The organism is Vibrio sinaloensis, assembly GCF_023195835.1.
Taxonomy (GTDB): domain Bacteria; phylum Pseudomonadota; class Gammaproteobacteria; order Enterobacterales; family Vibrionaceae; genus Vibrio; species Vibrio sinaloensis_C.
The window spans coordinates 992,597-1,018,359 of the sequence record NZ_CP096199.1 but is presented as its reverse complement, the minus strand read 5'-3'; the positions used below and the strand labels follow the sequence as shown (position 1 = coordinate 1,018,359).

Annotated in this window: 23 protein-coding genes and 1 riboswitch; of the genes, 8 read left to right on the top strand and 15 right to left on the bottom strand. The window is 49.0% G+C overall.

Going from position 1 to position 25,763, the window contains the following annotated elements; translation table 11 throughout:
• Positions 1-2: 2 nt before the first annotated feature.
• Complete coding sequence (locus MTO69_RS04865) at positions 3-431, bottom strand: YbaY family lipoprotein (RefSeq protein WP_248331626.1); 429 nt, start codon at positions 429-431, stop codon at positions 3-5.
• Between the two features lie 190 nt (positions 432-621).
• Here MTO69_RS04865 and tesB point away from each other — a divergent pair, with 190 nt between their 5' ends.
• Positions 622-1,482 carry an acyl-CoA thioesterase II gene (tesB, locus tag MTO69_RS04860; RefSeq protein WP_248331624.1) on the top strand — a complete coding sequence of 287 codons (861 nt, stop codon included), beginning with the start codon at positions 622-624 and terminating at the stop codon, positions 1,480-1,482.
• Between the two features lie 34 nt (positions 1,483-1,516).
• On the opposite strand, the gene MTO69_RS04855 is transcribed toward tesB, so the two are convergent.
• Both MTO69_RS04855 and MTO69_RS04850 read right to left on the bottom strand, forming a co-directional pair.
• Positions 1,517-2,686 carry an iron-containing alcohol dehydrogenase gene (locus MTO69_RS04855; protein WP_248331622.1) on the bottom strand — a complete coding sequence of 390 codons (1,170 nt, stop codon included), beginning with the start codon at positions 2,684-2,686 and terminating at the stop codon, positions 1,517-1,519.
• Between the two features lie 75 nt (positions 2,687-2,761).
• Positions 2,762-3,247, bottom strand: coding sequence for an Lrp/AsnC family transcriptional regulator (locus MTO69_RS04850; protein ID WP_248331620.1), 486 nt, complete (start codon positions 3,245-3,247; stop codon positions 2,762-2,764).
• A 117-nt stretch (positions 3,248-3,364) separates the two neighbouring features.
• Here MTO69_RS04850 and MTO69_RS04845 point away from each other — a divergent pair, with 117 nt between their 5' ends.
• Positions 3,365-4,432 carry a PLP-dependent cysteine synthase family protein gene (locus tag MTO69_RS04845; protein WP_248331618.1) on the top strand — a complete coding sequence of 356 codons (1,068 nt, stop codon included), beginning with the start codon at positions 3,365-3,367 and terminating at the stop codon, positions 4,430-4,432.
• A gap of 59 nt (positions 4,433-4,491) precedes the next feature.
• Here MTO69_RS04845 and MTO69_RS04840 read toward each other — a convergent pair whose 3' ends face one another.
• On the bottom strand, positions 4,492-4,812 hold the full coding sequence (locus MTO69_RS04840; RefSeq protein WP_248331616.1) for a DUF1244 domain-containing protein: 321 nt from the start codon (positions 4,810-4,812) through the stop codon (positions 4,492-4,494).
• 134 nt (positions 4,813-4,946) lie between these two features.
• Positions 4,947-5,825, bottom strand: coding sequence for a Tim44 domain-containing protein (locus tag MTO69_RS04835; protein ID WP_248331614.1), 879 nt, complete (start codon positions 5,823-5,825; stop codon positions 4,947-4,949).
• A gap of 189 nt (positions 5,826-6,014) precedes the next feature.
• Here MTO69_RS04835 and MTO69_RS04830 point away from each other — a divergent pair, with 189 nt between their 5' ends.
• From MTO69_RS04830 to MTO69_RS04820, 3 genes are all read left to right on the top strand, one after another.
• A complete protein-coding gene (locus tag MTO69_RS04830) occupies positions 6,015-6,605 on the top strand; it encodes a TetR/AcrR family transcriptional regulator (protein ID WP_248331612.1) in 591 nt (196 codons plus the stop codon).
• A gap of 20 nt (positions 6,606-6,625) precedes the next feature.
• Positions 6,626-8,497: an MFS transporter gene (locus MTO69_RS04825; RefSeq protein WP_248331610.1), complete on the top strand. Its 1,872-nt coding sequence runs from the start codon at positions 6,626-6,628 to the stop codon at positions 8,495-8,497.
• 115 nt (positions 8,498-8,612) lie between these two features.
• Entirely contained in the window at positions 8,613-9,536 is a 924-nt protein-coding gene (locus MTO69_RS04820) for a YeiH family protein (protein ID WP_248334402.1), read from the top strand.
• On the opposite strand, the gene MTO69_RS04815 is transcribed toward MTO69_RS04820, so the two are convergent.
• The 8 genes from MTO69_RS04815 to MTO69_RS04780 form a co-directional block, all read right to left on the bottom strand.
• Complete coding sequence (locus tag MTO69_RS04815; RefSeq protein WP_248331608.1) at positions 9,533-9,709, bottom strand: hypothetical protein; 177 nt, start codon at positions 9,707-9,709, stop codon at positions 9,533-9,535. The two genes, MTO69_RS04820 and MTO69_RS04815, sit on opposite strands and share 4 nt — an antisense overlap.
• 94 nt (positions 9,710-9,803) lie before the next feature.
• The gene (locus MTO69_RS04810; protein WP_248331607.1) at positions 9,804-12,278 is read right to left on the bottom strand and encodes a bifunctional diguanylate cyclase/phosphodiesterase; all 2,475 of its coding nucleotides are present in this window, start codon (positions 12,276-12,278) and stop codon (positions 9,804-9,806) included.
• A 146-nt stretch (positions 12,279-12,424) separates the two neighbouring features.
• On the bottom strand, positions 12,425-13,744 hold the full coding sequence (gene menE, locus MTO69_RS04805) for an o-succinylbenzoate--CoA ligase (protein WP_432715644.1): 1,320 nt from the start codon (positions 13,742-13,744) through the stop codon (positions 12,425-12,427).
• A gap of 38 nt (positions 13,745-13,782) precedes the next feature.
• On the bottom strand, positions 13,783-14,769 hold the full coding sequence (gene menC / locus MTO69_RS04800; protein ID WP_248331603.1) for an o-succinylbenzoate synthase: 987 nt from the start codon (positions 14,767-14,769) through the stop codon (positions 13,783-13,785).
• 153 nt (positions 14,770-14,922) lie between these two features.
• The gene (gene menB / locus MTO69_RS04795) at positions 14,923-15,789 is read right to left on the bottom strand and encodes a 1,4-dihydroxy-2-naphthoyl-CoA synthase (protein ID WP_248331601.1); all 867 of its coding nucleotides are present in this window, start codon (positions 15,787-15,789) and stop codon (positions 14,923-14,925) included.
• 28 nt (positions 15,790-15,817) lie between these two features.
• Entirely contained in the window at positions 15,818-16,606 is a 789-nt protein-coding gene (gene menH, locus MTO69_RS04790) for a 2-succinyl-6-hydroxy-2,4-cyclohexadiene-1-carboxylate synthase (protein ID WP_248331599.1), read from the bottom strand.
• A complete protein-coding gene (gene menD / locus MTO69_RS04785) occupies positions 16,596-18,311 on the bottom strand; it encodes a 2-succinyl-5-enolpyruvyl-6-hydroxy-3-cyclohexene-1-carboxylic-acid synthase (RefSeq protein WP_248334391.1) in 1,716 nt (571 codons plus the stop codon). Before menD ends, menH begins: the two co-directional genes overlap by 11 nt.
• Positions 18,312-18,320: 9 nt before the next feature.
• Positions 18,321-19,628, bottom strand: coding sequence for an isochorismate synthase (locus MTO69_RS04780; RefSeq protein ID WP_248331597.1), 1,308 nt, complete (start codon positions 19,626-19,628; stop codon positions 18,321-18,323).
• A 219-nt stretch (positions 19,629-19,847) separates the two neighbouring features.
• Between MTO69_RS04780 and MTO69_RS04775 the strand changes: the two genes are divergently transcribed.
• From MTO69_RS04775 to MTO69_RS04765, 3 genes are all read left to right on the top strand, one after another.
• Positions 19,848-21,062 carry a pyridoxal phosphate-dependent aminotransferase gene (locus tag MTO69_RS04775; RefSeq protein ID WP_248331595.1) on the top strand — a complete coding sequence of 405 codons (1,215 nt, stop codon included), beginning with the start codon at positions 19,848-19,850 and terminating at the stop codon, positions 21,060-21,062.
• A gap of 77 nt (positions 21,063-21,139) precedes the next feature.
• Positions 21,140-21,739, top strand: coding sequence for a 5'-deoxynucleotidase (gene yfbR / locus MTO69_RS04770; RefSeq protein WP_248331593.1), 600 nt, complete (start codon positions 21,140-21,142; stop codon positions 21,737-21,739).
• Positions 21,740-21,785: 46 nt separating this feature from the next.
• Complete coding sequence (locus tag MTO69_RS04765; RefSeq protein ID WP_248331591.1) at positions 21,786-23,102, top strand: anti-phage deoxyguanosine triphosphatase; 1,317 nt, start codon at positions 21,786-21,788, stop codon at positions 23,100-23,102.
• On the opposite strand, the gene MTO69_RS04760 is transcribed toward MTO69_RS04765, so the two are convergent.
• Entirely contained in the window at positions 23,099-24,475 is a 1,377-nt protein-coding gene (locus MTO69_RS04760) for an HD-GYP domain-containing protein (RefSeq protein WP_248331589.1), read from the bottom strand. The two genes, MTO69_RS04765 and MTO69_RS04760, sit on opposite strands and share 4 nt — an antisense overlap.
• Before the next feature lie 84 nt (positions 24,476-24,559).
• Positions 24,560-25,582: an adenosine deaminase gene (locus MTO69_RS04755; protein WP_248331587.1), complete on the bottom strand. Its 1,023-nt coding sequence runs from the start codon at positions 25,580-25,582 to the stop codon at positions 24,560-24,562.
• 76 nt (positions 25,583-25,658) lie between these two features.
• Positions 25,659-25,758: riboswitch (purine riboswitch) on the bottom strand.
• Positions 25,759-25,763: the final 5 nt, after the last annotated feature.

Below are 25,763 nucleotides of genomic sequence, written 5' to 3'. Positions count from 1 at the left end.
CATTAGTTACCTATGCCGACGAGACGAAGATCGACGCTCTCAGTGTGTGCATCATCGGTAATTACTGGGTAAACCGTATCCGTAATAAAGCGCAACTGACCGTCAACCTCAATGCGCGCGCTCACACTGTAGCAATGGCGAGCCTCTATCTTTTGCGTATCGTAGCCAAGGTCGAACTCGAAAGGCACTTGAGCACCATTACTTTCAAAGCGATGCTTAGCAATCACTTTGGCCGGCGCATCTGCCAGGGAAATGTCTTGTAAGGTTACCGTGATAACGGCGTCATCGGGCAAAGCAATACGTTCACGATACATAAGCGTACCGGTAATATTGTCTATCTTAGACTGAGGTTGTTTCTGCTCAGATGTCTGACAGCCAACCAACACGCCGCCGACAACGACAGCCAATACCAAACCCCATAATTTTTTCATAACGCCTCGCGTAACTTATTAAAATCTCGTCGATTATAGGCAGTCGCTATACCAATGTCATTGCCAGTGACGTCCAATTAACAAGACTCTGACCCAATTAACAGCGTGATGACAATCACAACTATCGGCTATTTTAATTGTCACTAATATGCGTAAAATAATCGCATAAGATCAAATTAAGGGTTAGACAATGAGTAAACCACTCAATGAGTTACTAGATTTGCTGCAACTGGAAAAACTGGAAGAAGGTTTGTTTCGAGGCCAAAGTGAGAACTTGGGGTTACCTCAAGTCTATGGTGGTCAAGTCATCGGACAGGCATTGTCGGCAGCGCGCTATACGGTTGATGCCGACCGCACCGTACACTCATTTCACAGTTACTTTCTCTACCCAGGCGACCCTGAAAAGCCGATTATTTATGATGTAGAAAATCTACGTGATGGCCGTAGCTTCAGCACTCGACGCGTGAAAGCGATTCAAAATGGCCGTCCAATCTTCTATCTCACCGCGTCCTATCATGGCGAAGCGCCGGGGTTTGAGCATCAAAATACCATGCCCAAGATCCCAGGTCCTGAGAATTTCGCTTCCGAATCCGAGCTCGCGGCACAGATCGAATCGTTTTTGCCCGACAGACTGAAGAAAACCTTTTGCGGTGAAAAGCCGATTGAGATGCGTCCGGTGACCGTTGTTAATCCATTGAAGCCGGAAAAAGTAGAGCCCAAACAGTACTTGTGGATCAAAGCTAACGGTGAGGTGCCAGACAACCAGTTGATTCACCAATATCTGCTTGGCTACGCGTCAGACTGGGGCTTCTTAGTCACGGCGCTCCATCCCCATGGCGTCTCATTGATGACACCTAAGTTTCAAGTGGCGACGATTGATCACTCGATCTGGTTCCACCGCCCTTTCAAGATGGATGAATGGCTACTTTACGCCATCGAAAGCCCGACGGCGTCAAACACTCGCGGGCTGGTACGTGGCGAGATTTACAATCGCGCAGGAGACCTCGTCGCAACCGCAGTGCAAGAAGGCGTAATGCGTTTTGCACAATAGTGAGGAACCGCTCTGGTCACCAGCCAGAGCGTTATTACTCCTGCGGCAGTAATTTAGCCACCAAGCTTTCGCACTCTTGCTGACTCATAACTTCAGGAACGGGATACTCGCCAAACGCTTCATCCAGCGCCTGTGTCGCTATGGTCTTGACGTCTTGTAGCTTCAATCGTTCAAGACGGCGAACAATTCCCAACTCACTCTGCAAAGTCTCAATACGTGCAATAAACTCTTCACTACCACTAAACCCGAGCTCAATAGCAAGTTGATTCAATATCGGACTGTTGCGTTGCGCGATAAAGCGCAGTACATGTGCCAATATTAATGCGTTGGCGAGGCCATGAGGCGTGTGATAGAGAGCGCCAAGTTGATGGGCAATGGCATGAACATAGCCAATGTAAGTGCGGGTAAACGCGAGTCCAGCTTCGTAACTTGCCAACGCCATTTGTTCACGGGCCTCGCAATCTTCGCCATGGTGATACGCTTTGGGTAGCGAGCGGAAAATGCGTTCGATTGCAGTGATTGAAAGTGCGCGCGTAGTTCGATTTGCATAACGGCTCAAATACGACTCTATAGCGTGAGTCAACGCATCAAAACCCGTTTCGGCTGTGATCTGCGGCGGCAACCCAAGCATGAGCGTAGGATCGATAATCGCCACTTTAGGCACTAAAAAAGGGTCGGTAATCGAGTATTTGCGCTGGGCACTGCGATCACTGACCACTGCAGCGACTGTTGCCTCTGAACCTGTTCCCGCCGTCGTTGGAATTGCAATGATCGGTAGAACTTTGCGGTGCACTTTAAGTAGCCCCGTCAATCGAGCAACATCTTTACCAGTGCTAATACTGGCAGCTATCGCTTTGGCGCAATCCATCGCAGAACCACCACCTACAGCGATGATGCCATCACATTCACTGGCATTAAAAAAGCCCACACCTTCGCGAACCAATTCAAAGCTCGGGTCCGGTGTCACTCGATCAAAAAGGTCAGAATCTAGATTGGCATGCTTGAGCGAGGAATACACATTGTCAATCAGCCCCAACTCAACCAATATCTTATCGGTAACAATTAGCGGTCTGTGTATTTCTAGCTGTTGGCAGAATCGAGCAACATCCAAGCTTTTGTTCGCCCCACATTCAAGGTGAGGTTTCGCCACCGGTACCATTTTAATAAACGGTTTCTTGAGCGTCACAAGCAACTGATGCAACATTTTTGCTTCCTGCAGAGAGTGGATAACCTTCGACTCTATATAGAGTTTAAGTTCTAATCTGGCAAGTTTGATGCCCTACAATTGAGATACCTCGCCAGCAATGGGTAAGGCGGTAGTGTATTTAAGCGGCTCCATGGCAAAAGTGGAGGTAACGTTAGACAACCCCGCCACTGAGTTAACCAACTTCTTATAAAACCGGTCGAAACTCGGCATATCTTTGACCAACACTTTCATCATGTAATCATACTCCCCTGCCATGCGATAAAACTCCATCACTTCAGGAAACTGCGTCGCGGTCGAGACAAACTGTTGGTACCATTCGTGGGAGTGATCACTGGTTTTGACTAGCACAAACGCAGTAAATGACAGGTCAAGTTTCTCTGGATTGAGCAGTGCGACCCTTTTTTGAATCACCCCCGCTTCCTCAAGCTTTTTTAACCGCTTCCAACACGGTGTGGTCGTAAGGTTAACCGCGTCAGCAAGTTCGTTAAGCGAGAGAGTCGCATCATTTTGCAAAAGATCGAGTATTTTTCGGTCAATTTTATCCAGCTCAGTATCCATAGACATTCATTTGGAGAAATATTTTCTCCAAATAAAGCAAATCAAAGCAAAAATAGCAAAGTATTTCTCCCTGCATATCGATAGATTATCTCTATAACAATGACAAGGAGAAAACCTATGTGTACCGACCATCAATGGATCAATAGCGCCGTTCGCAAAATCGAAGCCGATTATCAACGCAGTGCCGACACTCATTTGATAAAGCTCGATTTACCTAGCGTGGCGGGGATTGATATTTATCTAAAAGATGAAAGTACACATCCGACAGGCTCTCTTAAACATCGTCTCGCACGTTCACTGTTTCTTTACGCGATTTGTAATGGCTGGGTTGGCCCGGACACCACCATCATCGAGTCATCATCTGGGAGCACCGCGGTGTCTGAAGCGTATTTCGCACGTTTGCTTGGCCTGCCTTTTATTGCCGTTATGCCCAAATGTACCGCGAGAAAAAAAATTGAACAGATTGAGTTTTATGGTGGCCAAGCCCACTTGGTGGATCGTTCAGATCAAATCTATGCTGAGTCACACCGTTTAGCGCAAGAGCTGAATGGGCACTATATGGACCAGTTCACGTATGCTGAGCGCGCTACCGACTGGCGCGGAAACAACAACATCGCCAATTCGATTTTCAATCAGATGGAGATGGAAGTTCACCCGATCCCCACTTGGATTGTGATGAGTCCTGGAACTGGGGGAACATCGGCAACCATAGGCCGCTTTATCCGCTATCAACAGCACGATACTAAGTTATGTGTCGTCGACCCAGAAAACTCGGTGTTTCACGATTACTATCGCACCGGTAACAAACACTTGACCGGTGAATGTGGAAGTAAAATTGAAGGCATTGGCCGCCCTAGAGTAGAACCGAGTTTTATTCCTGGTGTGGTTGATGAGATGCGCACTATCGCTGATGCGGCATCGGTCGCCACAGCGCATTGGCTTGAAAAGGTTCTCGGGCGTAAGGTAGGCGCTTCAACAGGAACCAACTTATACGGGGTATTGCAGCTCGCTGGAGAAATGAAGGTGCGGGGTGAAACGGGATCGATTGTTACTTTGCTGTGTGACAGTGGTGAACGATACCTAGACACCTACTACAACAGTGAATGGGTCAAACAGAACATTGGTGACCTGCAACCCTACCTCGCCCAGCTTGAACATTTTGAAGCAACAGGTGAGCTCGGTTAAGTCAGATCGAATCATACAAGATAACAAAACCGCCACTGTCTCTATGGCGGTTTGTTGTTTTATTGTTTATTTTGGCGAGCAGCAAACGCGGCTAGTTGCTCGGGGGTGGCTTCGACTTGATGATTTTGTTTCCACTCTTCATAAGTCATGCCGTAGACTCGCTCGCGAGCATCATCAATATCAAGCGCTAAGCCCTGGTTGTCTGCTTCCGCTTTGTACCACTTACTGAAGCAGTTACGGCAAAAGCCCGCTAAAATCATCAAGTCGATATTCTGTACATCTTTGTTGTTATCTAGATGGGTCAGCAAACGACGAAAAACCGCCGCATCGAGTTTATCTTGCTCCGCTTGAGATAGGTTTTTGTATTTAAATTCAGCCACTTTACTTACCTTTTGTTGTAGTTATACCAAACAGCATAAATGCCTGCTCAGTGTATCAGTGTGCACCTCGTTTTCTCAATACAAAAACGCCCAAGCGTGTTGCTTGGGCGTTTAGCACTAATCCATGGGTTAGATTAGCCTTGAATGCCGACGATTAGCCATGGCGCGTTTGGTACCGTTAAATCGCGCTCTAAGTGCCAAACATCTTCGATATTCTCTTCGATGCCCTCTACTGCATCGCGGTAGCGACCACTAAACTGCAAACTCAATTGCGCTTTGTTTGCATCATAATCGGCACGTACGATTTCCGCATCCACATACATCACATCGGTATGCTGCTCACCATCGAGTTTGGCGCGCTCAGACTTAAGATCTTCAAACAGGCTTGGTGACACGTACTCTTCGATCGTTTCAAGCTGATTGTGGTTCCATGCACCTTGTAAAATTCGGTAGTGTTCACGTGAGCCATTGATGAAGGCGACTTGGTCAAAACCTGGTGGATAGTTATGTGGCACGTCCGTTTGGGTACCGAAACCAAAACCACCGTTTTGAGCCCCAGGCTGAGACTGTTCGAAGTTGTGCACGTTTGGTTGCTCAAATTTAGGCGCGTTACCACCAAAAGCAGGCTGCTGACGGTGCTGATTCATGCTGCCTTGTTTTGAACCCAGCATGCCACGCATCAGCTTAAAGATAACAAATGCAATCAAACCGATGATCAGGATATCCATAAACTGGATGCCTTCAAACGCGCCGCCAAAGAATGCCGCCAACAAACCACCAGCGAGCAAACCGCCTAATAAGCCACCCATCAAGCCTTTTTTGCTCGACTGAGTTTTGGTCGTCGTTTGATCTTTACCAATGGTGTTGGTGTTTTGTTGCTGCTGTTTCGGTGCTGGCGCAGTTTTGAAGCTCTTGCCAAATGATTTACCACCACCAAACTTTTTGGCCTCAGCAATCGGGGTGATTGCCACAGAGACCATCAGTAAAGCAACAAGGGAAAAAAGTCGTTTCATGTTCTTCCTTTCAAGTTCCGAATGGACTAATTCTTTTACTTATGACCCCATATTAACGCTCGCGGCACCAGTTTCAACCAAAAGGTTTCAGGATGATGTATCAGAATATTGCAAATAGTGGTCGGTTGAGTTGACGCTCTAACGAGTGCCCCATAGAATATTGAACATTGTTCATTACAGATGTTTATCATGGCTAGACGAAACGATCACACCCGAGAAGAGTTGGTAACGCTGACGTTAGAGACCGTCAAACAGTTTCTGACCAACAGCTCCTATCATGAGCTCAGTTTACGCAAAGTAGCCACCATGATCGGCTATGTACCTAGCACCTTGGTTAATGTCTTCGGTAGCTACAACTTACTGCTGCTTCACGCCGTAGCTCAAACACTCGATGAGCTGTCGGCCGAAGCCAATCAAGTGGTAGCACAAAGTAAAGACGCCGAAACTGCACTGTATGAACTCGCATACTGTTACCATGACTTTGCCCAACGTCACCCATACCGCTGGCAACTTATTTTCGAGCACAATATGAATGGCGAGCCACTTCCTGAGTGGCAAGCGCAGCGTATCGACAGCATGACCAGCATGTTGGAACACCTTCTGCAAGCACTCGCTCCACATCGCAGTAATGACGATGTGCTAAAAGCAAGCCGAGTGTTGTGGTCGGGGGTACATGGAATTACGTTATTGAGTGTCGATGATAAGTTTTTTGCCTCAGAGCCTATCGATGGCAAAGAATTGATTAAAAACCTACTCTCTAACTATCTGAGTAACTGGTAGCTATCAACTAAGGACACGCCATGCCACCTAGTCAGGCCTCTTTGATGAAGCAAAGACGTTTTTTGCCCTACTTCATCACCCAGTTTTTTGGCGCATTTAACGACAATATCTTCAAAAATGTTTTACTGCTGTTTGTAGCCTTTGCTGGCGCGGGCGTCCTACCCGTATCGAGTAATTTATTTATCAACCTCGCCGCTGGGCTATTTATCCTGCCTTTTTTCCTATTCTCCGCCACCGCAGGTGTACTTGCCGACAAGTATGAGAAGGCCTGGTTTATACGCAAAGTAAAGCTCACTGAAATTGGCATCATGTGCTTAGGCGCAATTGGGTTCATTACCGAAAGTTACGTCATCTTATTGATTTTACTTTTTTTAATGGGAACACAGTCGGCCTTTTTCGGCCCAGTTAAGTACGCGCTACTGCCCCAGCAGTTGAAGCCAAGCGAACTTGTACAGGGTAACGCGCTGGTCGAAACCGGAACTTTTTTAGCCATTTTATTGGGGACGCTAGGGGCAGGAGTCATTGCTTCCGCTGACTACGCAAAATACGTGGCTGCCACCTCTGTAGTGCTATTTGCGATACTGGGATACCTGTCGAGCCGATCAATACCCATGGCACCCGCTAGCAACCCTGACATCACTTTTCGCTGGCAACCTATCAAACAAACCAAGAACACCATTGCGATAGCCAAAGCCGATCCCACCATTTTCAAAGCCCTGATGGCCATCAGTTGGTTTTGGTTTCTGGGCGCGGCTTATTTAACCCAATTCCCTAACTTTACCAAACTCCATCTCAACGGTAATGAAAGCGCTGTGTCGTTTCTATTGGCTTTATTCTCGGTTGGTATTGCCATCGGCTCACTTGCCTGTGACAAGTTGTCGAACCATCGTATTGAAGTAGGCATCGTGCCACTGGGCAGTTTCGGGATCACCGTATTCGGCGCTTTGATGGCAATATCGGTTCCTGAGACTCTACCGACATTTAACGACTTTTCAGAGTTCATCGCGCATCGAGCGCTGTGGCCACTATTTGCTTATTTACTCCTTTTAGGTGCATCGGGTGGTATCTTCATCGTCCCGCTCTATGCGTTAATGCAGCAGCGAGCCAAAGTCACAGAGCGTGCTCAAGTGATTGCGGCACTCAATATCTATAATTCACTGTTTATGGTGGGTAGCGCGCTATTGGGTATTGTCTGCTTAACACTGATCGGACTATCGATACCTCAGCTGTTTCTCCTTCTGGCTATCGGCAACTTGTTGGTAGCCGGCTACTTGTTTTTCCAGGTGCCGATCTTCGTCGTGCGTTTTTTGGTGTGGATGCTAACCCACACCATGTATCGAGTGTCACACAAGAACCTTCACCACTTGCCACAAAAACAAGGCGCACTTTTGGTTTGCAATCACGTCAGCTATATGGATGCGCTGCTACTTAGTGCGGTTTGCCCGCGCCTCATCCGCTTTGTGATGGAGGAGGAATACGCCAATGCGCCGCCACTGCGAAAGTTTCTTAGTCGAGCGGGAGTGATCCCCATATCAGCAACCAATCGCCGCTCGATAATCCGCGCATTCAACCAGGTCGAACAGGCATTGGAGCAAGGACATATTGTGTGTATTTTCCCTGAAGGACGATTAACCCCTGACGGCGAAATTCATCCGTTTATGCGCGGTATGGATGTAATTTTAAAACGCAGCCCGGTTCCGGTCATCCCCATCGCCCTCAAAGGAATGTGGGGCAGCTATTTCAGTCGACATAAGGGCTCAGCGTGTAAAGGCTTGCCATCTCGCGTCTGGTCGAAAATCGAAATCGAAGTGGGTGAGCCTGTTCAGCCTGAGGTCGCGACCACAGAAACGATGCAGCAGCGCGTCGCACAATTGCGAGGCGACTGGCGCTAGTTTAGCCAAAACCAACAGGCGTTCAGTTTTTCTGAACGCCTGTTCAAAACATTCGCATCTCTTTCTTTCACCCTATTCGCTAAACTAGCGACTTTATTTGATCAATCCACTGAATATGACTCGTCTTTTGCCATCTGCGCCATTTGGGCTTGCCTTGCTGGTTTGCCTCACGCCTTACGTTTCGTCACCGACCGCGTTAGTTATCGGCTTTCTGCTCGCATCGCTTGGCTTAGTCCCTGCGCAGATTAATCCCGCTAAAATCACCAAAAAATTACTGGCTTACTCAATCGTTGGCCTCGGCTTTGGCATTCAGTTTCAGCAAGCACTCGCGGTGACCAGTGACGGGATTGGATTGATCATTAGCACAATTGTCGGCACTTTAGCGTTAGGTTGGTGGTTGGCAAGAGCCGTCGGGTTGCAGCGCGAAACCGGGTATTTGATCTCTTCTGGCACCGCTATCTGCGGTGGCAGTGCCATTGCCGCGATTGCCCCTGCCATTAACGCGAAAGACGATCAGATTGGTTTAGCTCTGGCGACAGTGTTCGTACTTAACTCGGTCGCTCTTTTTGTTTTTCCGGTGATTGGTCACGCACTCAATATAGACCAAGTGACGTTTGGCACTTGGGCCGCCATCGCCATCCATGATACCTCATCAGTGGTTGGCGCCGCTTCAGCATATGGCGAACAAGCCCTTACTACAGCAACCACGCTCAAACTAGCCAGAGCCTTGTGGATCGTGCCGGTCGCGCTGGTTAGCAGCCTACTGTTTCGTAGCGACAGTAAAACCATCACCATCCCCTATTTCATTGGGTTTTATTGTTTGGCGATTGGGATAAGCGATGCGTTACCGCAGTTTGAGTGGTTATATCAGACGATATTTGAAGTCGCAAAACGAGCATTGGTGGTGTGTCTATTTTTGGTAGGGTGTGGCATTTCGGTGACGAAACTTAAAGCCGCTGGCCCGAAACCACTACTGTTCGGCGTAGGACTGTGGGTGGTCATCTCCACCACCTCACTGGCATGGCTCACCTTGGCTTAATCTTGTTTTGCTTTGAGCAGCGGCTTTGATCTCAAACTCGGTTTTAGCTTGAGCACCAACGCCAGGGTGAAGATAAACGCGCCTAGTTCTGCCAATGAGCGAATCAGCCCTTGGCTTTGAGTCGCTACGATAATCTGAACGACGATGATTCCAACCAGTGCGATCCTTAGCATTTATATACCCTAACTCCTAAAAAACAGCCTTTATTATGAGTTAGAGTTATATAATTGCTAAATTCAGATTGGCACTATCAAATTCCGAAATTAACTAAGTCAGCTTTGTCGGTTCGCCAAGGTAGAAGCCTTGCAGGTAATCGACCCCCAGTTCTGTCGCAATATCACACACAGCTTGGTTATGAACGAACTCTGCCACGGTTTGAGCACCAAACACGTTACACAAACGTACTAGCTGAGAAGCGACTTTACGTTGCTTAGTATCGACATCGATATGGCGTATCAGGCTACCGTCGAGTTTGATGATGTCGGGTTCTATCTTAATGATTTCATCAAGATTCGAGTATCCAGACCCAAAGTCATCAACAATAATCGTCACTCCCATGCGACGAAAATGATTACACACCTCACTCATCCGCTCAAAATCATGGATCTGCTCAGACTCGACGATCTCAATCCCCACTCGGGTTGGGTCTTGCAAGGCGAGAATGTTCTCTTCCAACAGCTCTAATGTGCTGTCATTGACGATATCTTGATGAGATAAGTTGAGAGAAAACTTTTCGCTGCGCGGACGCATCAACTCAAAACTACGGTTGATCATCAGCTGACTCAGTTTGTTGTACAAACGCGTGCCCTGTACCAGAGGCAGAAAATAACCAGGAGACAACACCTGTGACCCATGGGTCAAACGTACGAGACACTCATAATTGCTCAGCATCCGGGTGGTGGCGTCAAAGATGGGTTGCACATAGGGCTGAATGTTGCGCTGGGCAATGGCGTGGTTAGTGATCGAAAGTTTCTCTAATCGCTCGCGGCGCTGAGTCTCTTGCTGGATCAGGTCGTCAGCATCAACAAATGACTGGTTGGTTTTGTTGGCGTGGCGACGCGCTTCAATCGATTTGAACAACAAGGCGTCTGCCGAGCACATCAAAAATGACTTCTTCTGCGCGATACCAGCACTTATTGAAACAGCAAGGTGGGTGCTGTCTAAAAAAGAGAGATGTTTAAAGTCGACTGACTCGACTTGTTCTAGTAACACGTCAAAACGGCGACGTACTTCGCTCATCGGCAGCGGGTTGGTAAAAATCGTCGCCCATTCACCCACGCCAATGCTATATAGCTTAGCGCCCTCTGGCAGATGATCTTTGACCAACTGAGCAAAAAATGAAGTCAGCATCACCAATAGATTGTCACCTACTGAATAACCATATTTCTCGTTGATATCCGTTAGGTTATTGATTTTGACATTGAGTAAACAGTCGTCCAGCCCCATTTCGGCGATGTTTTCCAATAGCACCGCCCGATTTGGCAATCCTGTGCGACGGTCTGTGCGGTAACTGGAGACTAGCGCATTGGCTTGACTCTCAATTTTATCTTGCATCACCTGATTGTAAGTTTCGAGGTCAGCAAAGGAGTTGCGGATCATCGAAAACAGCGGTGAAATGGTCGAAGAATCGTCGACACTCGGCAGCACAATATCTTGTTTGATTTCACCCTCACGCATCGCAAGCAAGGTCATACTATGGTGCAGTATCATCTGCTGCTGGTCATCTTTATACAGCTCGCCCATGCAATAAAAGCCATAACAATCGGTGACAGACTGTAGAGGCTCAAGTTCTGCATTCCCTTCAATGAAATCTAGGCGGGAAGTACAGTTGTATATCCAAATCGTCTCAGGCTGCAGGTGAGCAAGATGGAATGCCCCTTGTTTAACTTGTTGAATAGTCAGCTCAGGATGGTCGTAGCAAAAGCGTACCTTATCCCCTTTGCGCAGCGGCTGATCAAATTCAATACTCAGATCGTCTAGCATTCTAACAGGGGTGGAAATGGCTTGATCTTGAGGGTCTCCTTTCATCATCGGAAACCCAATCAACATTTCGCGCGGGAACTGCTCACCATCGGCAAGATAGCGACGATAGATCTGACCAATCGGTTGATGGTTGAGCTCAAACACAGTGTTTCCGCGCGCCTTTGTGACGACGAAAGTTTGTCCGATTGGGTTCCATTCACTGTATGACTTAGGCCATACATGCAAATATTCTGAGTGTAGCGCCACCGCAACCAACGAACTTTGGTAAAACTCACCATTGAGCATCGCCCAACGACCATGGTCTGTGGTTACCGTCGCACCGCCTGCAACCGGGATAGTGTCGTGACAAAACGCCGCAAACAGATCCTCATCGGCCGATGAGAGTCGATCGCCAAAGCAGATGATGGCTTTGGTGTTTTTGGTAATCGCGAGTTGTTGAGGTAAGCGTTGCTTTGCTTGGCGCTCCGTTGCAGAAAAAGGCGCGACCGCGGTAGAAAATTGAACCGTATCAAACTGGCTGATCACCGCCATAGTCTGCTCGCAAACAATATTTCCATGGTCGATTTTATGTTTAGCACTACTGCCTATCACCACTGCATCAGGCCACTTGGCGACGATTGCTCGATAGTACAGTTCAACCTGTTGTTCGCTCTGGTCAGAAAACAGTTGAACCAGTACCTTGCCCTGACCTTGGTGACGAGCTTCAAGCAAACATTCCAGTTGATGCTGATTTGAAAAGGTAAGAGACGTGCTATCCATACTACTAAAACAACCCTGACTAACGACACGCGACGATTATCTCGCTGAACCATTATTGATTGCAAAGTCAGTCAGTCAGCATGTGACTTTCAACCATAATTATGCAGCAAAATCACATTTTCGATCACAATTTGTACTGGACGAATTTAGGATTGACTTGCCAACCACTTCTGCAACGCATAACGAGAAATTTTAATTCCCGTTGATTCAAGCCCGGTTGGCATTGAGTAGTAACGCACCGGCCACTTAAATCGACTCAAGCGCGGGGTGAGATAATCATTCAAAGCGCTGACATTAAACACCTCTGCGTGTTGAATAATCGCCACAGGGCGCTGGCCATATTCACTATCATCAATTGGCAGCACAATAGCTTGCTCAATCAGAGGGTGCTGACTGAGCACTCGCTCTATCTCTTCACAATGAATATTCTCACCGCCGGAAATAAACTGATTGTCTGCTCGGCCAATAATCACCAGTTCATCGCCCTGCCATTGGCCAAGGTCTTTGCTGTCAAACCATCCGTCTTGCACGATGGGCTTTATCTCACCCCGCTGAAAATAACCAGCGGCGAGCGTTTCGCCAGCCACGTAGATTCGACCATTGACCAGTTTTAGTTGACGTTTCGCCAGCAAGTGACCCGCGGTCGGGCTATCGTCGACCCGCTTGGCAGTGACCGTCGATGCGGCCTCTGTCATCCCGTAACCCAGCCAAGCGTCTATCCCTTGGCTCGCAGCGCGCTGCGCTAGTCGCGGTTCGATATGACTGCCTCCTAGCAGCACCTGCCTAAGTTTGAGTGGTCGGCCAGATTGCAACAGCCGATGCAGTTGAGTCGCCACCAGCGAGGCGTGTGTCACGCCCTGAATGTCTTGTTGTAAATCGCCGAGGCCGAGTTTGATGCAAGCACCACTGAATAACCAACGATATACAATGGCTAACCCTGACACATGATAAAGAGGCAAACTCACCAGCCAACAATCACCCCGACCAAAAGTAAATTCGGCCAATAGCCCCTGCGCTGAAGCGAGATGTTGTTGCGAGCTGTGTGCGACCGCCTTGGGATTACCGGTTGAACCCGAGGTAAACACAATCGTCGCCAGCGCGTCGCCGCAATAGCGGCTAAATGGTGTGCCCGGCTGAGTCGTGAACTCTAGCGTGGATTGATGCCCGTGCTCACTATGAGCAAACCACAGATGTCGGGTGTCGCTGTCGGCATAGAGTGTCGCGAGCTTTTGCTCCAGTTCATCTTGCGCCTGCGGCATTAATAGTGCGTTGATGGCACCCAACTCTAAACAGGCAAGCAAAATAAACAGTTGCTCTGCACAAGGTTTGCCAACGCTGGTCACCACACTGCCTGAAGTAACGCCTTGAGCACTTAACCCCGCCGCGACACTGTCGATGAGTTGGCTTAGCTGCGACCAGTTGTAGTTGGCCTCGGGGGTAGTTAGCGCCAACGCATTTGGGCTCATGTTAGCCCATTGCTTTAGCGGCGAAAGCGCACTTTTGCTCATGACTGCCAAATAAGCGATTGCTGATTAAGCGCAACCAACGGCAGCTCACACCCAGGCCAAGGCACTTCAAGCTGCTGGGCAAATAAACCTATGGTATCGAGCCCTGGCACCTCTTGCGTCAACTGCCATGCGGACAGGCGCGCTAACTGAGTTAAGCCCAAACTCGACTCAATGCTGGAGCTTATCACTGCCTTGATTCCCAGCGCCTTAGCCGTTGCAATCAACTCCGCGCAGCGTTCAACCGAGCCAATCAGTGTCGGTTTGATGATGATGGCTTTGGCACCATTAAAGTCTTGCAGCTTAAAGTCTTCCTTGCGTACGGCGTGTTGCAAGGTCTCATCCCAAGCAATCGCAATACCCGTGTTGATAGCAAATGAAAAACTGTCACCGGGCGACTGACATGGCTCTTCAATAAAATCGATACGTTGGCGCAGAGAAGGTGCGACCTTTTTGGCAAATTGCTGCGCTTTCTCGGATGTCCAAGCGCGGTTGGCATCTAAGCGTAAGGTCAAATCAGGAATCGACTCTAGAAACAGGCTGACGAGCATACCGTCTCGAATTGGCTCATACAGACCCACTTTGATTTTTGCCACCTTAGCGCCAGACATGGCCTCTAGCTTAGGCAACAGTTCATCTGGGTCGCCTGAGCAAAGCGGCGCTGCTTGAAAGCTTCCCGGCTCTGGCAAGATGGCGTCTAACTCAAGTTGGGCCATCGACAGGCCAAATCCCACCGAAGGATAAAGAGGCTCATGATCCAGCTCAATGCCTTGCGACCACAAAGCAAGCTGTTCAACTAGCTGACTGTAGGCTTCTTCTAACGTTTCAACGCTGAAGCCAGGCAAAGGCGCGACTTCACCGCGCCCAATTCGCTCACCATCACTTAACTCGATGATAAACCCTTCTCGTACTGTTAATCGTTGTTCGCGCAGAATCACCCCACTGTCCATCGGCAATTCGTAGCGATAGAGTTTGGCTGACCTCATAGCTTAATCCTTTAGTAATAGTTTTATGATTTGCATCATCATCTAAATGTAGCAGTGGAACAGACGATGATTTGACTGTTTTTGCAGTCAATACCCAGACGGGTTTGTGGAGCCTCTTAGCAAGAGGCCCACCGTTCAAACCGCTAGCTGAGATTAAGGGTTACGAGGAAACTTATTGAAGTCTGGACGACGTTTTTCATTGAACGCGTTGCGCCCCTCCTGACCTTCTTCGGTCATGTAGAACATCATGGTCGCGTTACCCGCCAACTCTTGCAGCCCCGCCTGACCATCACAGTCTGCGTTGAGTGCCGCTTTCAAGCAGCGCAGCGCCATCGGGCTATGTTGCAACGTCTCACGACACCAACGCACGGTCTCTTTCTCAAGATCTTCAAGCGGTACCACGGTATTGACCAATCCCATATCGAGCGCTTCTTGCGCATCATAGAAACGGCACAAGAACCAGATTTCGCGTGCTTTCTTCTGACCAACAATCCGTGCCATGTAAGAAGCGCCCCAGCCGCCATCAAACGAGCCAACTTTTGGTCCGGTTTGGCCAAACTGCGCGTTCTCTGCAGCGATCGTTAGATCGCACATCATATGCAATACATGGCCGCCGCCAACCGCCCAGCCCGCAACCGATGCGATCACAGGTTTAGGACAGGTGCGAATCTGACGTTGGAAATCAAGCACGTTGAGATGGTGTGTGCCCGACTCGTCACGATAACCGCCGTAATCTCCACGAATTTTCTGGTCACCACCCGAACAAAAGGCTTTCTCTCCCAAACCGGTTAAGATAATGACCCCCACCCCTTCGTCATAACGCGCATCAGCTAACGCCTGAATCATCTCTTTGACAGTTTGAGGGCGAAACGCATTGCGAACTTGTGGGCGTGCGATGGTGATTTTGGCGATGCCATCAGCAGACTTGTGGTACTGAATATCTTCGTATTCACCGCTGCAGTCATTCCAGTTTACTGGAGCGTAAAGTTCTTCTTCTGAGATACCGACTGTTTTTGCCATGGTGATTCCTGTTCTATTTCTCTTCGACTCAATTGAGACCGTGCAGCCGCAACTGAGTGGTGATGATGGTTGCCAACGCCTGTGGCTGTTCAAGGTGAACATTATGTCCGGCGTTGGCGACTTGGCTAAAAGACAAACCGCTTCGTTCGGCCAACTGACTAAACTTATTGTCTTTTTCGCCGCAAATATAATGGGTTTTCGTTGGAGAGCTGTTGAGTGTCTCCAACAAATAATCTTGTTTGGCGAGTGACGTCGCCTCGAGCATATTCGCCACCGCGCAGCCAAGGTTAGCACTGCGCTTAGTCACTAGGTTTTGTCTTTGCTCATGATTTAACGAACTAAATACTGGCTGTCGATACCAATCGGCCAACACTTGCTCAATCGGCTCACGACGAAATCTCTCTGCCCACTGGTGATCACTTTGCCACCTTGCCTCGCGCTCTTGCGCTGTAGGCAAACCAAAATTGCCGCCTTCAGCCAACACAAGCGAAACATTCAGTGCTGGAAATCCCGTGTTCGCTACGCCGTACATGGCTATCCGAGCACCCAGTGAATAACCCAGCAGCACTATAGGCCGATGTGGCTCGATATGGGTAAGAAGTGTGTCAGAAATTTGATTGCAACAGTCGCGAAAATTGCAACAAGCGGTAAGAGCGCTCATTCCGTGACCAGGTAGGTCGATGGTAATGCTAGGGAGGTTGTCGAGTTGTTGTCTAACTGAGTGCCAATCTTCACCACTCCCGAGCAAGCCGTGTAAGTAAACTAAAACGGCTTGGCCTGTCGTGTGAAGGTTGGCGCTGGCTTGACTATAGAGCATGCACTTGTCGCACAAATTCTTTCACTTGGCTTACTGCCTGACCCGGCGGTGTTTGCAGTTCCACCAATAAGCAGCCCTGCCCTGAGGTTAAGTGCTCACTCACCTGCTGCTGATAATGAGACAAGGTTTGCGCTTGCACATAAGTTAACTTGAACTGCGCAGCGGCTGAGGCAAAGTCATAGCCATGCGGCATCTGATACAGCGCCTGTTTTTGCGCCTGTGGCACCGGCAACATATCAAAAATCGCGCCGCCGTCATTATTGGTCACAACGACAACAACCGGCGTGGACAGATGAGTAAACAGCGCCAAAGAGTTGAGATCGTAAAGCAGTGACGTGTCACCGATAAACACTGCGGTTGGCGTGCTGGTAGCTCGCACCACCCCTGCGGCGGTGGCTATCAAACCATCGATACCGGAAGCGCCGCGATTGGTATACACCTCGCGCTGATCTAGCGAAGCAAACATATCGACCAAACGCACAAACAGACTATTCCCGAAAAACAGTTGAGTCTGTGTCGGTAATGCGTCAACCGTCAATGCTAGAGAGACCTCATCCATCGGCGTATTGCGGTTGAGGTGTGATGCCGCCAGCATGCCGACCTGATGAGATAACTCAATCAACTCATCTGCCCAGCCAAACGTATCGTGACCCAAGGGCTGCTCAGCCATTAACAAGGGTTCGATAAAGTCTCCAATATCGCATAAGTGATGAACTTGCCTTACATGGCTTGGGTTATTGCGCGCGGCACTTGGATCCACATAATGATAACTGGCACCGCGCGCCGTAACTTGGTCCGCAAGCCAATGGTTGAGACGTTTTGAGATAAGCCGAGAGCCAAACTGCAACACCAGCTGACACTGATTGAGAACCGCTCTTTTTGCCTCATTTTGCAGCCATAAGTCATAATGTTTCCAGTTCGAGCTGACACCTGATTGCGGATCGGCCAACAGCGGCCAACCCAGCTTTTTCGACAGCTTCAGCGCTTGACTGGCCTGTTGCTTGCTCACGCTACCGAGTACGATCACCCCTTTTTTCTCAGCCAGTTCGGCAATCGACACAGTGGCCAAAGCACTCGAATGGCTTTGCTGACAATAGGTATGCTGCCCTTGCCACCAATCATTGACACTCTCTATGTAGTCTCGATAGAGCGCCTTGGTCTGCTGACTGTAAAGCGGCTCTGGAAATGGGCAGTTGATATGAACCGCGCCACCTTGCTGTTGCTGGGTAAACATCACTTGATCCAACGAGGTCAACAGCCAGTTCAGTGGTGTCGCTAGGTTAGGACTTGGCAGCTCTAGCGCCGCATTCACATGCGACGAGTAGATGCCTGATTGAACAATCGCCTGGTTGGCACCACAATCGATAAGCTCTGCTGGGCGGTCGGCGCTGAGTACCACCAGCTTTTCTCCGGTCAGCTTTGCTTCGGCGATGGCTGGCAACAGGTTAGCCACAGCGGTCCCTGAGGTGACTACAATCGCAACGGGTCTATGGCTTGCCTTAGCCAAGCCCAATGCCAAGAACCCCAAACCACGCTCGTCAAAGTGGGTATGCAAGGTCAAGTTGCTATTCTCATCCGCTTCCAATGTCAGCGGAGTAGAGCGCGAGCCCGGTGCAACACACACTTCGCTGACCCCAAATCGGCTCAGCTCTTCAAATAAGGCTTGGCACCAAATGCGGTTAACGACCGCTTGATCAATGTTCATCTGATGCATTTATGAGGCGACTCCAAGCGGGGGGTGGTCAGAAATCAGCGACAGTAAGGTCGACATCTTCTTATCCAGCTCTTGCCACTCATGTTGGGCAATCGAGCCAGGGACTATCCCGGCACCGGCGAACAGTTGCACTTGATTGTTCAATACCAAGGCACTGCGTATCGCCACACAAAACTCCGCACGCTGGTGACTAATAAAGCCCATAGAGCCTGCGTACCAGCCTCGAGCAAAAGGTTCATGCTGCTGAATAAATGCCATAGACTCACGGCGAGGCAGTCCGGCGACGGCGGCCGTTGGCTGCAATGCGGCCAATAGTTGCACACCGTTGGTCCCCTTGTGCAAATGCGCATGAATACTGCGTTTAAGATGCTGAACTTTACGTAGTCGCACCAATCTGGCGTCTTGCTCAACCGTCACTTGTTCAGAGTGAGGGGCAAGGCGATCCACGATATCGTCGACCACATATTGGTTTTCATTGAGGTTTTTGCTGTCACTGGCAAGCCAGTTTGCCAGCTCCATATCTTGGCTCGCGTTATGACCACGGCCTATGGTGCCAGCCAGCGCTTCAGTATGAAGCTCTTGTCCCTGACGCGCGTAGAGCCTCTCTGGGGTAGAGCCGATAAAACAGTGTTGCTTGTCGAGTGCAAGCAGAAAATGAAAGCTGTGGTGGTTTTGCAGATAACTGGATTTAAGCAATTGGGCGGCACACAACGGCTTATCTAAGTGCAGAGTTGTCTTTCTTGCCAGCACGACTTTTTTAAACTGCTGTTGCTTAATCCCATCGAGCACTTGGTCAACCAACTGTGACCACTGATCTTGCCCAGGGAGATGTTCAATCGACTCAATATGCGAAGTAATCGGCCGCAGCGGCGTTACGTCACTTTGGAGTTTGTACAGAGACGCCAAAGTACGTTGCTTGTCGTTATTAAGATTGACCGCCAACGACCAAGCTTGGTCAAAACGGATTAACTCAATCTGCGGGAGAAAGAAGAAAGACGACATGCAACGACGATTTTTGTCAGTTTGACCATCAAACGAACGGCCGCCCCAGACGCGTTGATCATCGGCTAATATGGCATAGGCTGGTGCTGGGTCAACAAAGGTATGGAGTTGGCCTAACGCCACCACCTCTTCACGAGTATCACGAGACTGCCAGTAAAACTTAGGGAATATCGGCTGCGCATCGAGCCAGTCGATAAAGGCAAAATCGGGTTTATTCTCAATATCTTGAACTAAACGGTTCACACCTTGCTGTGCTTGCTTAACGCGTTCAATCAGTTGAGAAACGGCTTGATGAAAATAAGACAAATCAGCCTCGTGTGCATTGGAATTATTAATAATTTTACCTCGCTACTCTATTTATAGACCTTACTCAAATCAAGGATGTAAGCAATGTTTTAATGATTCCTGTGATAAAGGGCGTGCTACAAAGAGGGAATTCTGAGCAATCATTCAGATTTTTATTCTAAAGAAGCTGTTTTTAAGTTACTTTAATAAATAAATGTAAATATATTTAGGTTTTATTCAATGCAAAATATCGGGATGTCGTCAAAACTCGACAATGTCTGCTATGACATTAGGGGGCCTGTACTTAAACATGCTAAGCGCATGGAAGAAGAGGGGCATAAAATACTGAAATTAAACATCGGTAACCCCGCCCCATTTGGTTTCGACGCCCCTGACGAAATTCTGGTCGATGTGATTCGTAATCTGCCAACTTCTCAAGGTTACTGCGACTCCAAAGGTATTTATTCTGCACGCAAGGCGGTAGTACAACACTATCAACGCAAAGGCATTCGCTCACTCGATGTTGAAGACGTTTATGTGGGTAATGGTGCGTCTGAGCTGATCGTGATGGCGATGCAAGCGCTGCTCAACAACGGTGATGAAATGCTAGTGCCAGCGCCCGACTACCCTTTGTGGACAGCCTCGGTGGCACTATCTGGGGGTAAAGCCGTTCACTACCTATGTGATGAGCAAGCGGACTGGTATCCTGATCTTGACGATATAAAAAGCAAAATTACCCCGAAAACTCGCGGCATTGTGCTGATCAACCCTAACAACCCAACCGGAGCGGTGTACAGTCGCGACTTCTTACTCGAAGTGATCGAAATTGCCCGTCAGCACAAGCTGATTATCTTTGCCGACGAAATTTACGACAAAGTACTTTATGACGGTGCGACACATACCTCTGTCGCCACCTTGACCGAAGATGTGCTAGTCGTCACTTTCAATGGCTTATCTAAAGCGTACCGCGTGTGTGGTTTTCGCGGCGGGTGGATGTTCCTAACAGGGCCGAAACATCAAGCGCAAGGCTATATCAATGGCCTCGACATGCTGTCATCAATGCGCCTGTGTGCCAATGTGCCTATGCAGCATGCCATTCAAACCGCATTGGGTGGCTATCAAAGTATCAACGAGTTGATTCTACCTGGTGGTCGCCTGCTTGAGCAGCGCGACCGCGCGTTTGAGTTAATCAACCAAATCCCAGGGGTATCTTGCGTTAAACCGAAGGGCGCCATGTATTTGTTCCCTAAAATTGACACCAAGATGTACAACATCAAAGATGACCAAAAAATGGTGCTCGATTTCTTGATTCAAGAGAAGGTGCTGTTAGTCCAAGGGACTGGCTTTAACTGGCCAAAACCGGATCACTTCCGTATTGTGACTCTGCCACACGTCGAAGATCTTGAAATGGCGATTGGTCGCTTTGAGCGTTTCTTATCGACCTACAGTCAGTAGTAATTAGACGCTATTTTTCATATGCTTAAAGGGTACTCGTTGAGTACCCTTTTGTTTTAACGCTAAGGAGTAACAGCATGCCTAATACCCACCCAAAGGAAAGCCACTTTTTCGCTCACCTTGCTCGCATGAAACTCATCCAGCGTTGGCCTTTAATGCGTTCTATTTCCACAGAGAACATTTCCGAACATAGCCTGCAGGTTGCTTTTGTTGCCCACGCGCTGGCCGTGATCAAAAACAAAAAGTTTGCCGGCAACCTTAACCCTGAACGAATTGCCATTTTAGGTATGTACCACGATACCAGCGAAGTATTAACTGGTGACTTACCCACGCCTGTTAAATACTACAATCCGGATATCGCTAAAGAATACAAAAAGATAGAAGCGGCGGCAGAGCAAAAGCTGCTGTCGATGTTACCTGAAGAGTTTCGCGACGATTTTGCCCCCTACTTGGTGTCTCAATCTGCGCACCCAGAAGACGCGGCCATCGTTAAACAGGCCGACACTATCTGCGCCTATCTGAAATGTCTCGAAGAGCTTAGTGCCGGCAATCACGAATACGCATTGGCAAAGAAACGCCTTGATGTCACGCTCAATCAGCGCCGCACCGAAGAGATGGATTACTTCCTAAATACCTTTGCTCCAAGCTTTGAACTCTCGCTTGATGAGATTAGCTAACCACCGAACCACTTTGGCCGACCATAACTTCAGTAGGATATGAGCTATGAGTTTTGAAATCAGTGATTTATGGCACCAACGCCACGATGATGAGCATAAGATTCGTCGCGATGATCACCGCAGCCCCTATCAGCGAGACCGAGCACGTATTTTGCACTCTGCTGCTTTCCGTCGTTTGCAGGCCAAAACCCAAGTGCATGGCAACAGCTTTGACGACTTTCATCGCACCCGGCTCACCCACTCGCTCGAGGCCGCTCAATTGGGCACAGGGATTGTGGCGCAGATAAAAAAGAAACAGCCTGAGTTTAAACAGCTACTACCTAGCGATAGTTTGATCGACTCATTGTGTCTGGCCCATGATATCGGCCACCCACCCTATGGTCATGGTGGGGAAGTGGCCCTCAACTATATGATGCGCGAGCATGGCGGCTTTGAAGGCAACGCACAAACCTTTCGTATTGTCACTAAGCTCGAGCCCTACACCGAGCAGTTCGGCATGAACTTGGCGCGGCGCACTCTGCTTGGTTTGATAAAATACCCAGCTCTGCTTAGCCAAACTCGAGCCGCGGTTATTCCTGAGAGTGTCTCCCATCAACGCCAACTGCGTGCCCGCGATTGGGCGCCCGCTAAAGGATTGTATGACTGCGATGAAGCGCTCTTCGACTGGGTGTTAGCGCCGCTCTCTGCCGCCGATAAAGCGCTGTTTAGTCAAATGCGTGAAGAACGACTAAGCGACCACCAGCACAACAAAACCCGCTATAAGTCTATTGACTGCTCGATTATGGAACTGGCCGATGATATCGCCTACGGCGTTCATGACTTAGAAGATGCACTGGTGCTCGGTATGGTTAATAAACACCAATGGATTGAAGGTGCGGCGAGCCTGTTGGCCGACTGCGGTGATGCTTGGTTTGAGAAGCATATCGATTCCATCAGTGAGATGCTGTTTGCGGGGACCCATTATCAACGCAAAGACGCGATTGGCGGCATGGTCAACGCGCTACTCACCAGTATTTCGATTAAACCCGTCGATGCGCCATTCGAGTGTGAATTGCTCGCGTTCAATGCTGTGCTCGAGCCAAGCATGGCCAAAGCCTTAGATATTTTGAAGCACTTTGTCAGTGACTACGTCATTCAGGTGCCGCACGTGCAAGTGGTCGAGTACAAAGGCCAACAGATCATTATGGACATCTTTGAAGCACTCAGTGCAGATCCAGAGAGATTATTGCCAATCAACGTAAGGCAAAAATGGTTGGATCGCACCGATGAGAGCGCCGGATATCGCGTGATCGCCGATTATATATCCTCAATGACCGACGGCCATGCCCAGCGCCTTCACCAGCAGCTGTTTTCATCACATTAACCCTCAGCCTGCTCAGCAAAATAGTGACTGGGCAGCTTAGTGATGGCTTTTTTCAGCGCGTCAAAGCAGCGCTCGTCGATCGCGGTATGTAAGTTCTCTGCCATGATCTCTAGCGTCTTAGGGACTGGCACGGCACCGCGATAAGGGCGTTCAGCGGTAATCGCATCAAAAATATCCGCGGTGGTAATAATTCGTGTTGAGAGTGGAATCTGATCCGCACTTAACTGTTTCGGATAACCGGTGCCGTCGAGCTTTTCATGATGCGCACCTGCCATCCAAGCCATCTCTTTGAATGGTTTTAAATGGTTGAGGATCTGCTCAGTCAATGCAGCGTGCGATTTCACCGCCTCCCACTCCTCGTCATCGAGCTTACCTGGTTTATCCAATATGGTATTGCTCACCCCAAGCTTACCTAAGTCATGCAATAGTGCAGCACGTTTTAACCATTGCCTCTCTTGATGCTCGATACCCAGCTCTTGCGCGATTAGGTCAGTATACACCGCGACGCGCTCGCTGTGCCCTGCGGTATACGGGCTTTTTGAGTCAACTATTTTGCCAAACGCACTGACGATGCAGTCAAGGTACTCTTCATCAACCATCACCCCTGCTTGCGCTGGTGCAAGGCGCATCACGCGCTGTGCCACATCCGTTGCCGTGAGCCCTTCAACAAAACTTGGCTGCTCAGCAATAACTTGGAATGCGTCCACCAACTCGGGTTCAAACCAAGTACCACTGCGCGCTTGGACTTCACTCAACGCTGTGGCTAGGTCATGCTCAAACTGAAACACATCCACTACTTGTGAGAGCAGCGCAATGCGCGAAAACAGTGGAATTTGCTGCTGTTTCAGTTGCTCAGGGCGCCCTGTGCCATCCCAGTGCTCATCTAAACTGTGCACTCCCTCGGCCACGGCTTCACTAAACCTGAGCTCACGAGCCACTTCTGCACCGCGAGTACATCGGGTTTCAATCAGCTCTTGGGCATAGTCTGAGCCATTCTTTAGGATATCGATTGTGGTTGAAATACGAGTCACCCAGCTTTGCCCGATACCGGTATTCTTGACCACAAAGTTAATCGCACTCGACAAGCTGGTGCCCACGGTTTTGTAGTTGCGCTTAAATGCCCGATCGTCGGTCATGTACAGTTCACAAATACGTGCGGCATTACTGCTGCAACCGGCATCTTTGAGCAACAGAGTAAAAAACAGATCATACAGTGACGCTTTACTCAGGCCGATGTGCTGACCGAGATTCATCCCAATCCAGCAACAGCGAATACAATGTTCTGGCGGCTGGCCTTCCGTCATATCCAGCGCGGTGGTCAAGGAGAGCATCAACTCTGAAAGTGGAATGGTTTGATCAATGTGAGGCTGCATAGAGCTCCTTAGCAACTGTGGAATAAGATGACCTTCCTTGTCATCGTTTTGCGCGGTTCAAAAATGGGCAGTTATCTAGCCATGCTAGACAAATCCGTTGTCACCCGCAACAAAGCTCTGCAATTGACTGTGCAAGCGGCTCTTATCGCTATCACTGACAAAACTGGCGTTAATCGCGTTGCGAGTAAATTGCGCCAATTCTTGTTCAGTCACACTCAGGTGCTCAGCCACCGCATTAAAGTTGTCGCTCATGTAACCACCAAAGTAGGCAGGATCATCAGAGTTGATCGTCACACAGACTCCGCGACGTAGTAGTTCAACAATGTTGTGCTCCTGCATCGAAGCAAATACCTTCAGTTTAATATTCGACAGTGGGCACACCGTTAACGACATCTGACTTTTGGCTAACTGCTCAACCAGCGCTGGGTCATCAACGCAGCGCACACCGTGGTCGACACGGCTCACTTTCAGTAGCTCTAAGCTGTCATAAATATTACTGACCGGCCCCTCTTCTCCTGCATGAGCGACGGTCAAAAAACCCTCTTCCAGCGCACGAGCAAAAACCCTGGCAAACTTTTGTGGCGGATGACCGAGCTCGGAAGAGTCGAGTCCAACCCCGATGATTTTGTCTTTGTGCTCCAACGCTTGCTCTAAGGTTGCAAAGGCGCTCTCTTCATCTAAGTGGCGCAAAAAGCACAGGATGATTTGACTAGAGATACCAAGCTGCTCACGGCCATCTTGTAAGGCGCGGTGAATACCGTGAATCACAGTGTCAAATGCGACGCCTCGCTCAGTATGAGTTTGAGGATCAAAAAAGATTTCCGTATGGATGACGTTATCCTGTGCACATCGACGCAGATACGCCCAGGTTAAATCGTAAAAATCTTGCTCATGAACCAGCACATTGGCGCCTTGGTAGTAAATATCGAGAAATGACTGTAAGTTTTCAAACTGGTAAGCCTGCTTAACTTGTTCAGGCGTACTATAGGGCAAAGCAATGTTATTTCGCTGCGCCAATTGAAACATCATTTCAGGCTCTAGGGTGCCTTCGATGTGCAGATGCAATTCAACTTTGGGTAGGTGCTTGATAAAGGTGGTTTGATTCACGCTTGCGTCTCCATTTATAGGGTTGGTTCGACAAGCACTTTTCTCTGAAAAGTTTCCGGCATACAAAGAGAAAAGCGCTGTGCACTTTACTCTTCGTAATCTGAAATTATCGGTTTCAGGTAGAGACTCCCGCACCTTATCAACGGGATTATACGAAGCATCGCAGCGCGCCCGTGAGCGA

What these genes read in the sequence shown, in the direction of transcription:
- MTO69_RS04865 (WP_248331626.1), bottom strand. Translation starts at nt 431, where the DNA reads ATGAAAAAATTATGGGGTTTGGTATTGGCTGTCGTTGTCGGCGGCGTG.
- tesB (WP_248331624.1), top strand. Translation starts at nt 622, where the DNA reads ATGAGTAAACCACTCAATGAGTTACTAGATTTGCTGCAACTGGAAAAA.
- MTO69_RS04855 (WP_248331622.1), bottom strand. Translation starts at nt 2,686, where the DNA reads ATGTTGCATCAGTTGCTTGTGACGCTCAAGAAACCGTTTATTAAAATG.
- MTO69_RS04850 (WP_248331620.1), bottom strand. Translation starts at nt 3,247, where the DNA reads ATGGATACTGAGCTGGATAAAATTGACCGAAAAATACTCGATCTTTTG.
- MTO69_RS04845 (WP_248331618.1), top strand. Translation starts at nt 3,365, where the DNA reads ATGTGTACCGACCATCAATGGATCAATAGCGCCGTTCGCAAAATCGAA.
- MTO69_RS04835 (WP_248331614.1), bottom strand. Translation starts at nt 5,825, where the DNA reads ATGAAACGACTTTTTTCCCTTGTTGCTTTACTGATGGTCTCTGTGGCA.
- MTO69_RS04830 (WP_248331612.1), top strand. Translation starts at nt 6,015, where the DNA reads ATGGCTAGACGAAACGATCACACCCGAGAAGAGTTGGTAACGCTGACG.
- MTO69_RS04825 (WP_248331610.1), top strand. Translation starts at nt 6,626, where the DNA reads ATGCCACCTAGTCAGGCCTCTTTGATGAAGCAAAGACGTTTTTTGCCC.
- MTO69_RS04820 (WP_248334402.1), top strand. Translation starts at nt 8,613, where the DNA reads ATGACTCGTCTTTTGCCATCTGCGCCATTTGGGCTTGCCTTGCTGGTT.
- MTO69_RS04815 (WP_248331608.1), bottom strand. Translation starts at nt 9,709, where the DNA reads ATGCTAAGGATCGCACTGGTTGGAATCATCGTCGTTCAGATTATCGTA.
- MTO69_RS04810 (WP_248331607.1), bottom strand. Translation starts at nt 12,278, where the DNA reads ATGGATAGCACGTCTCTTACCTTTTCAAATCAGCATCAACTGGAATGT.
- menE (WP_432715644.1), bottom strand. Translation starts at nt 13,744, where the DNA reads ATGAGCCCAAATGCGTTGGCGCTAACTACCCCCGAGGCCAACTACAAC.
- menC (WP_248331603.1), bottom strand. Translation starts at nt 14,769, where the DNA reads ATGAGGTCAGCCAAACTCTATCGCTACGAATTGCCGATGGACAGTGGG.
- menB (WP_248331601.1), bottom strand. Translation starts at nt 15,789, where the DNA reads ATGGCAAAAACAGTCGGTATCTCAGAAGAAGAACTTTACGCTCCAGTA.
- menH (WP_248331599.1), bottom strand. Translation starts at nt 16,606, where the DNA reads ATGCTCTATAGTCAAGCCAGCGCCAACCTTCACACGACAGGCCAAGCC.
- menD (WP_248334391.1), bottom strand. Translation starts at nt 18,311, where the DNA reads ATGAACATTGATCAAGCGGTCGTTAACCGCATTTGGTGCCAAGCCTTA.
- MTO69_RS04775 (WP_248331595.1), top strand. Translation starts at nt 19,848, where the DNA reads ATGCAAAATATCGGGATGTCGTCAAAACTCGACAATGTCTGCTATGAC.
- yfbR (WP_248331593.1), top strand. Translation starts at nt 21,140, where the DNA reads ATGCCTAATACCCACCCAAAGGAAAGCCACTTTTTCGCTCACCTTGCT.
- MTO69_RS04765 (WP_248331591.1), top strand. Translation starts at nt 21,786, where the DNA reads ATGAGTTTTGAAATCAGTGATTTATGGCACCAACGCCACGATGATGAG.
- MTO69_RS04760 (WP_248331589.1), bottom strand. Translation starts at nt 24,475, where the DNA reads ATGCAGCCTCACATTGATCAAACCATTCCACTTTCAGAGTTGATGCTC.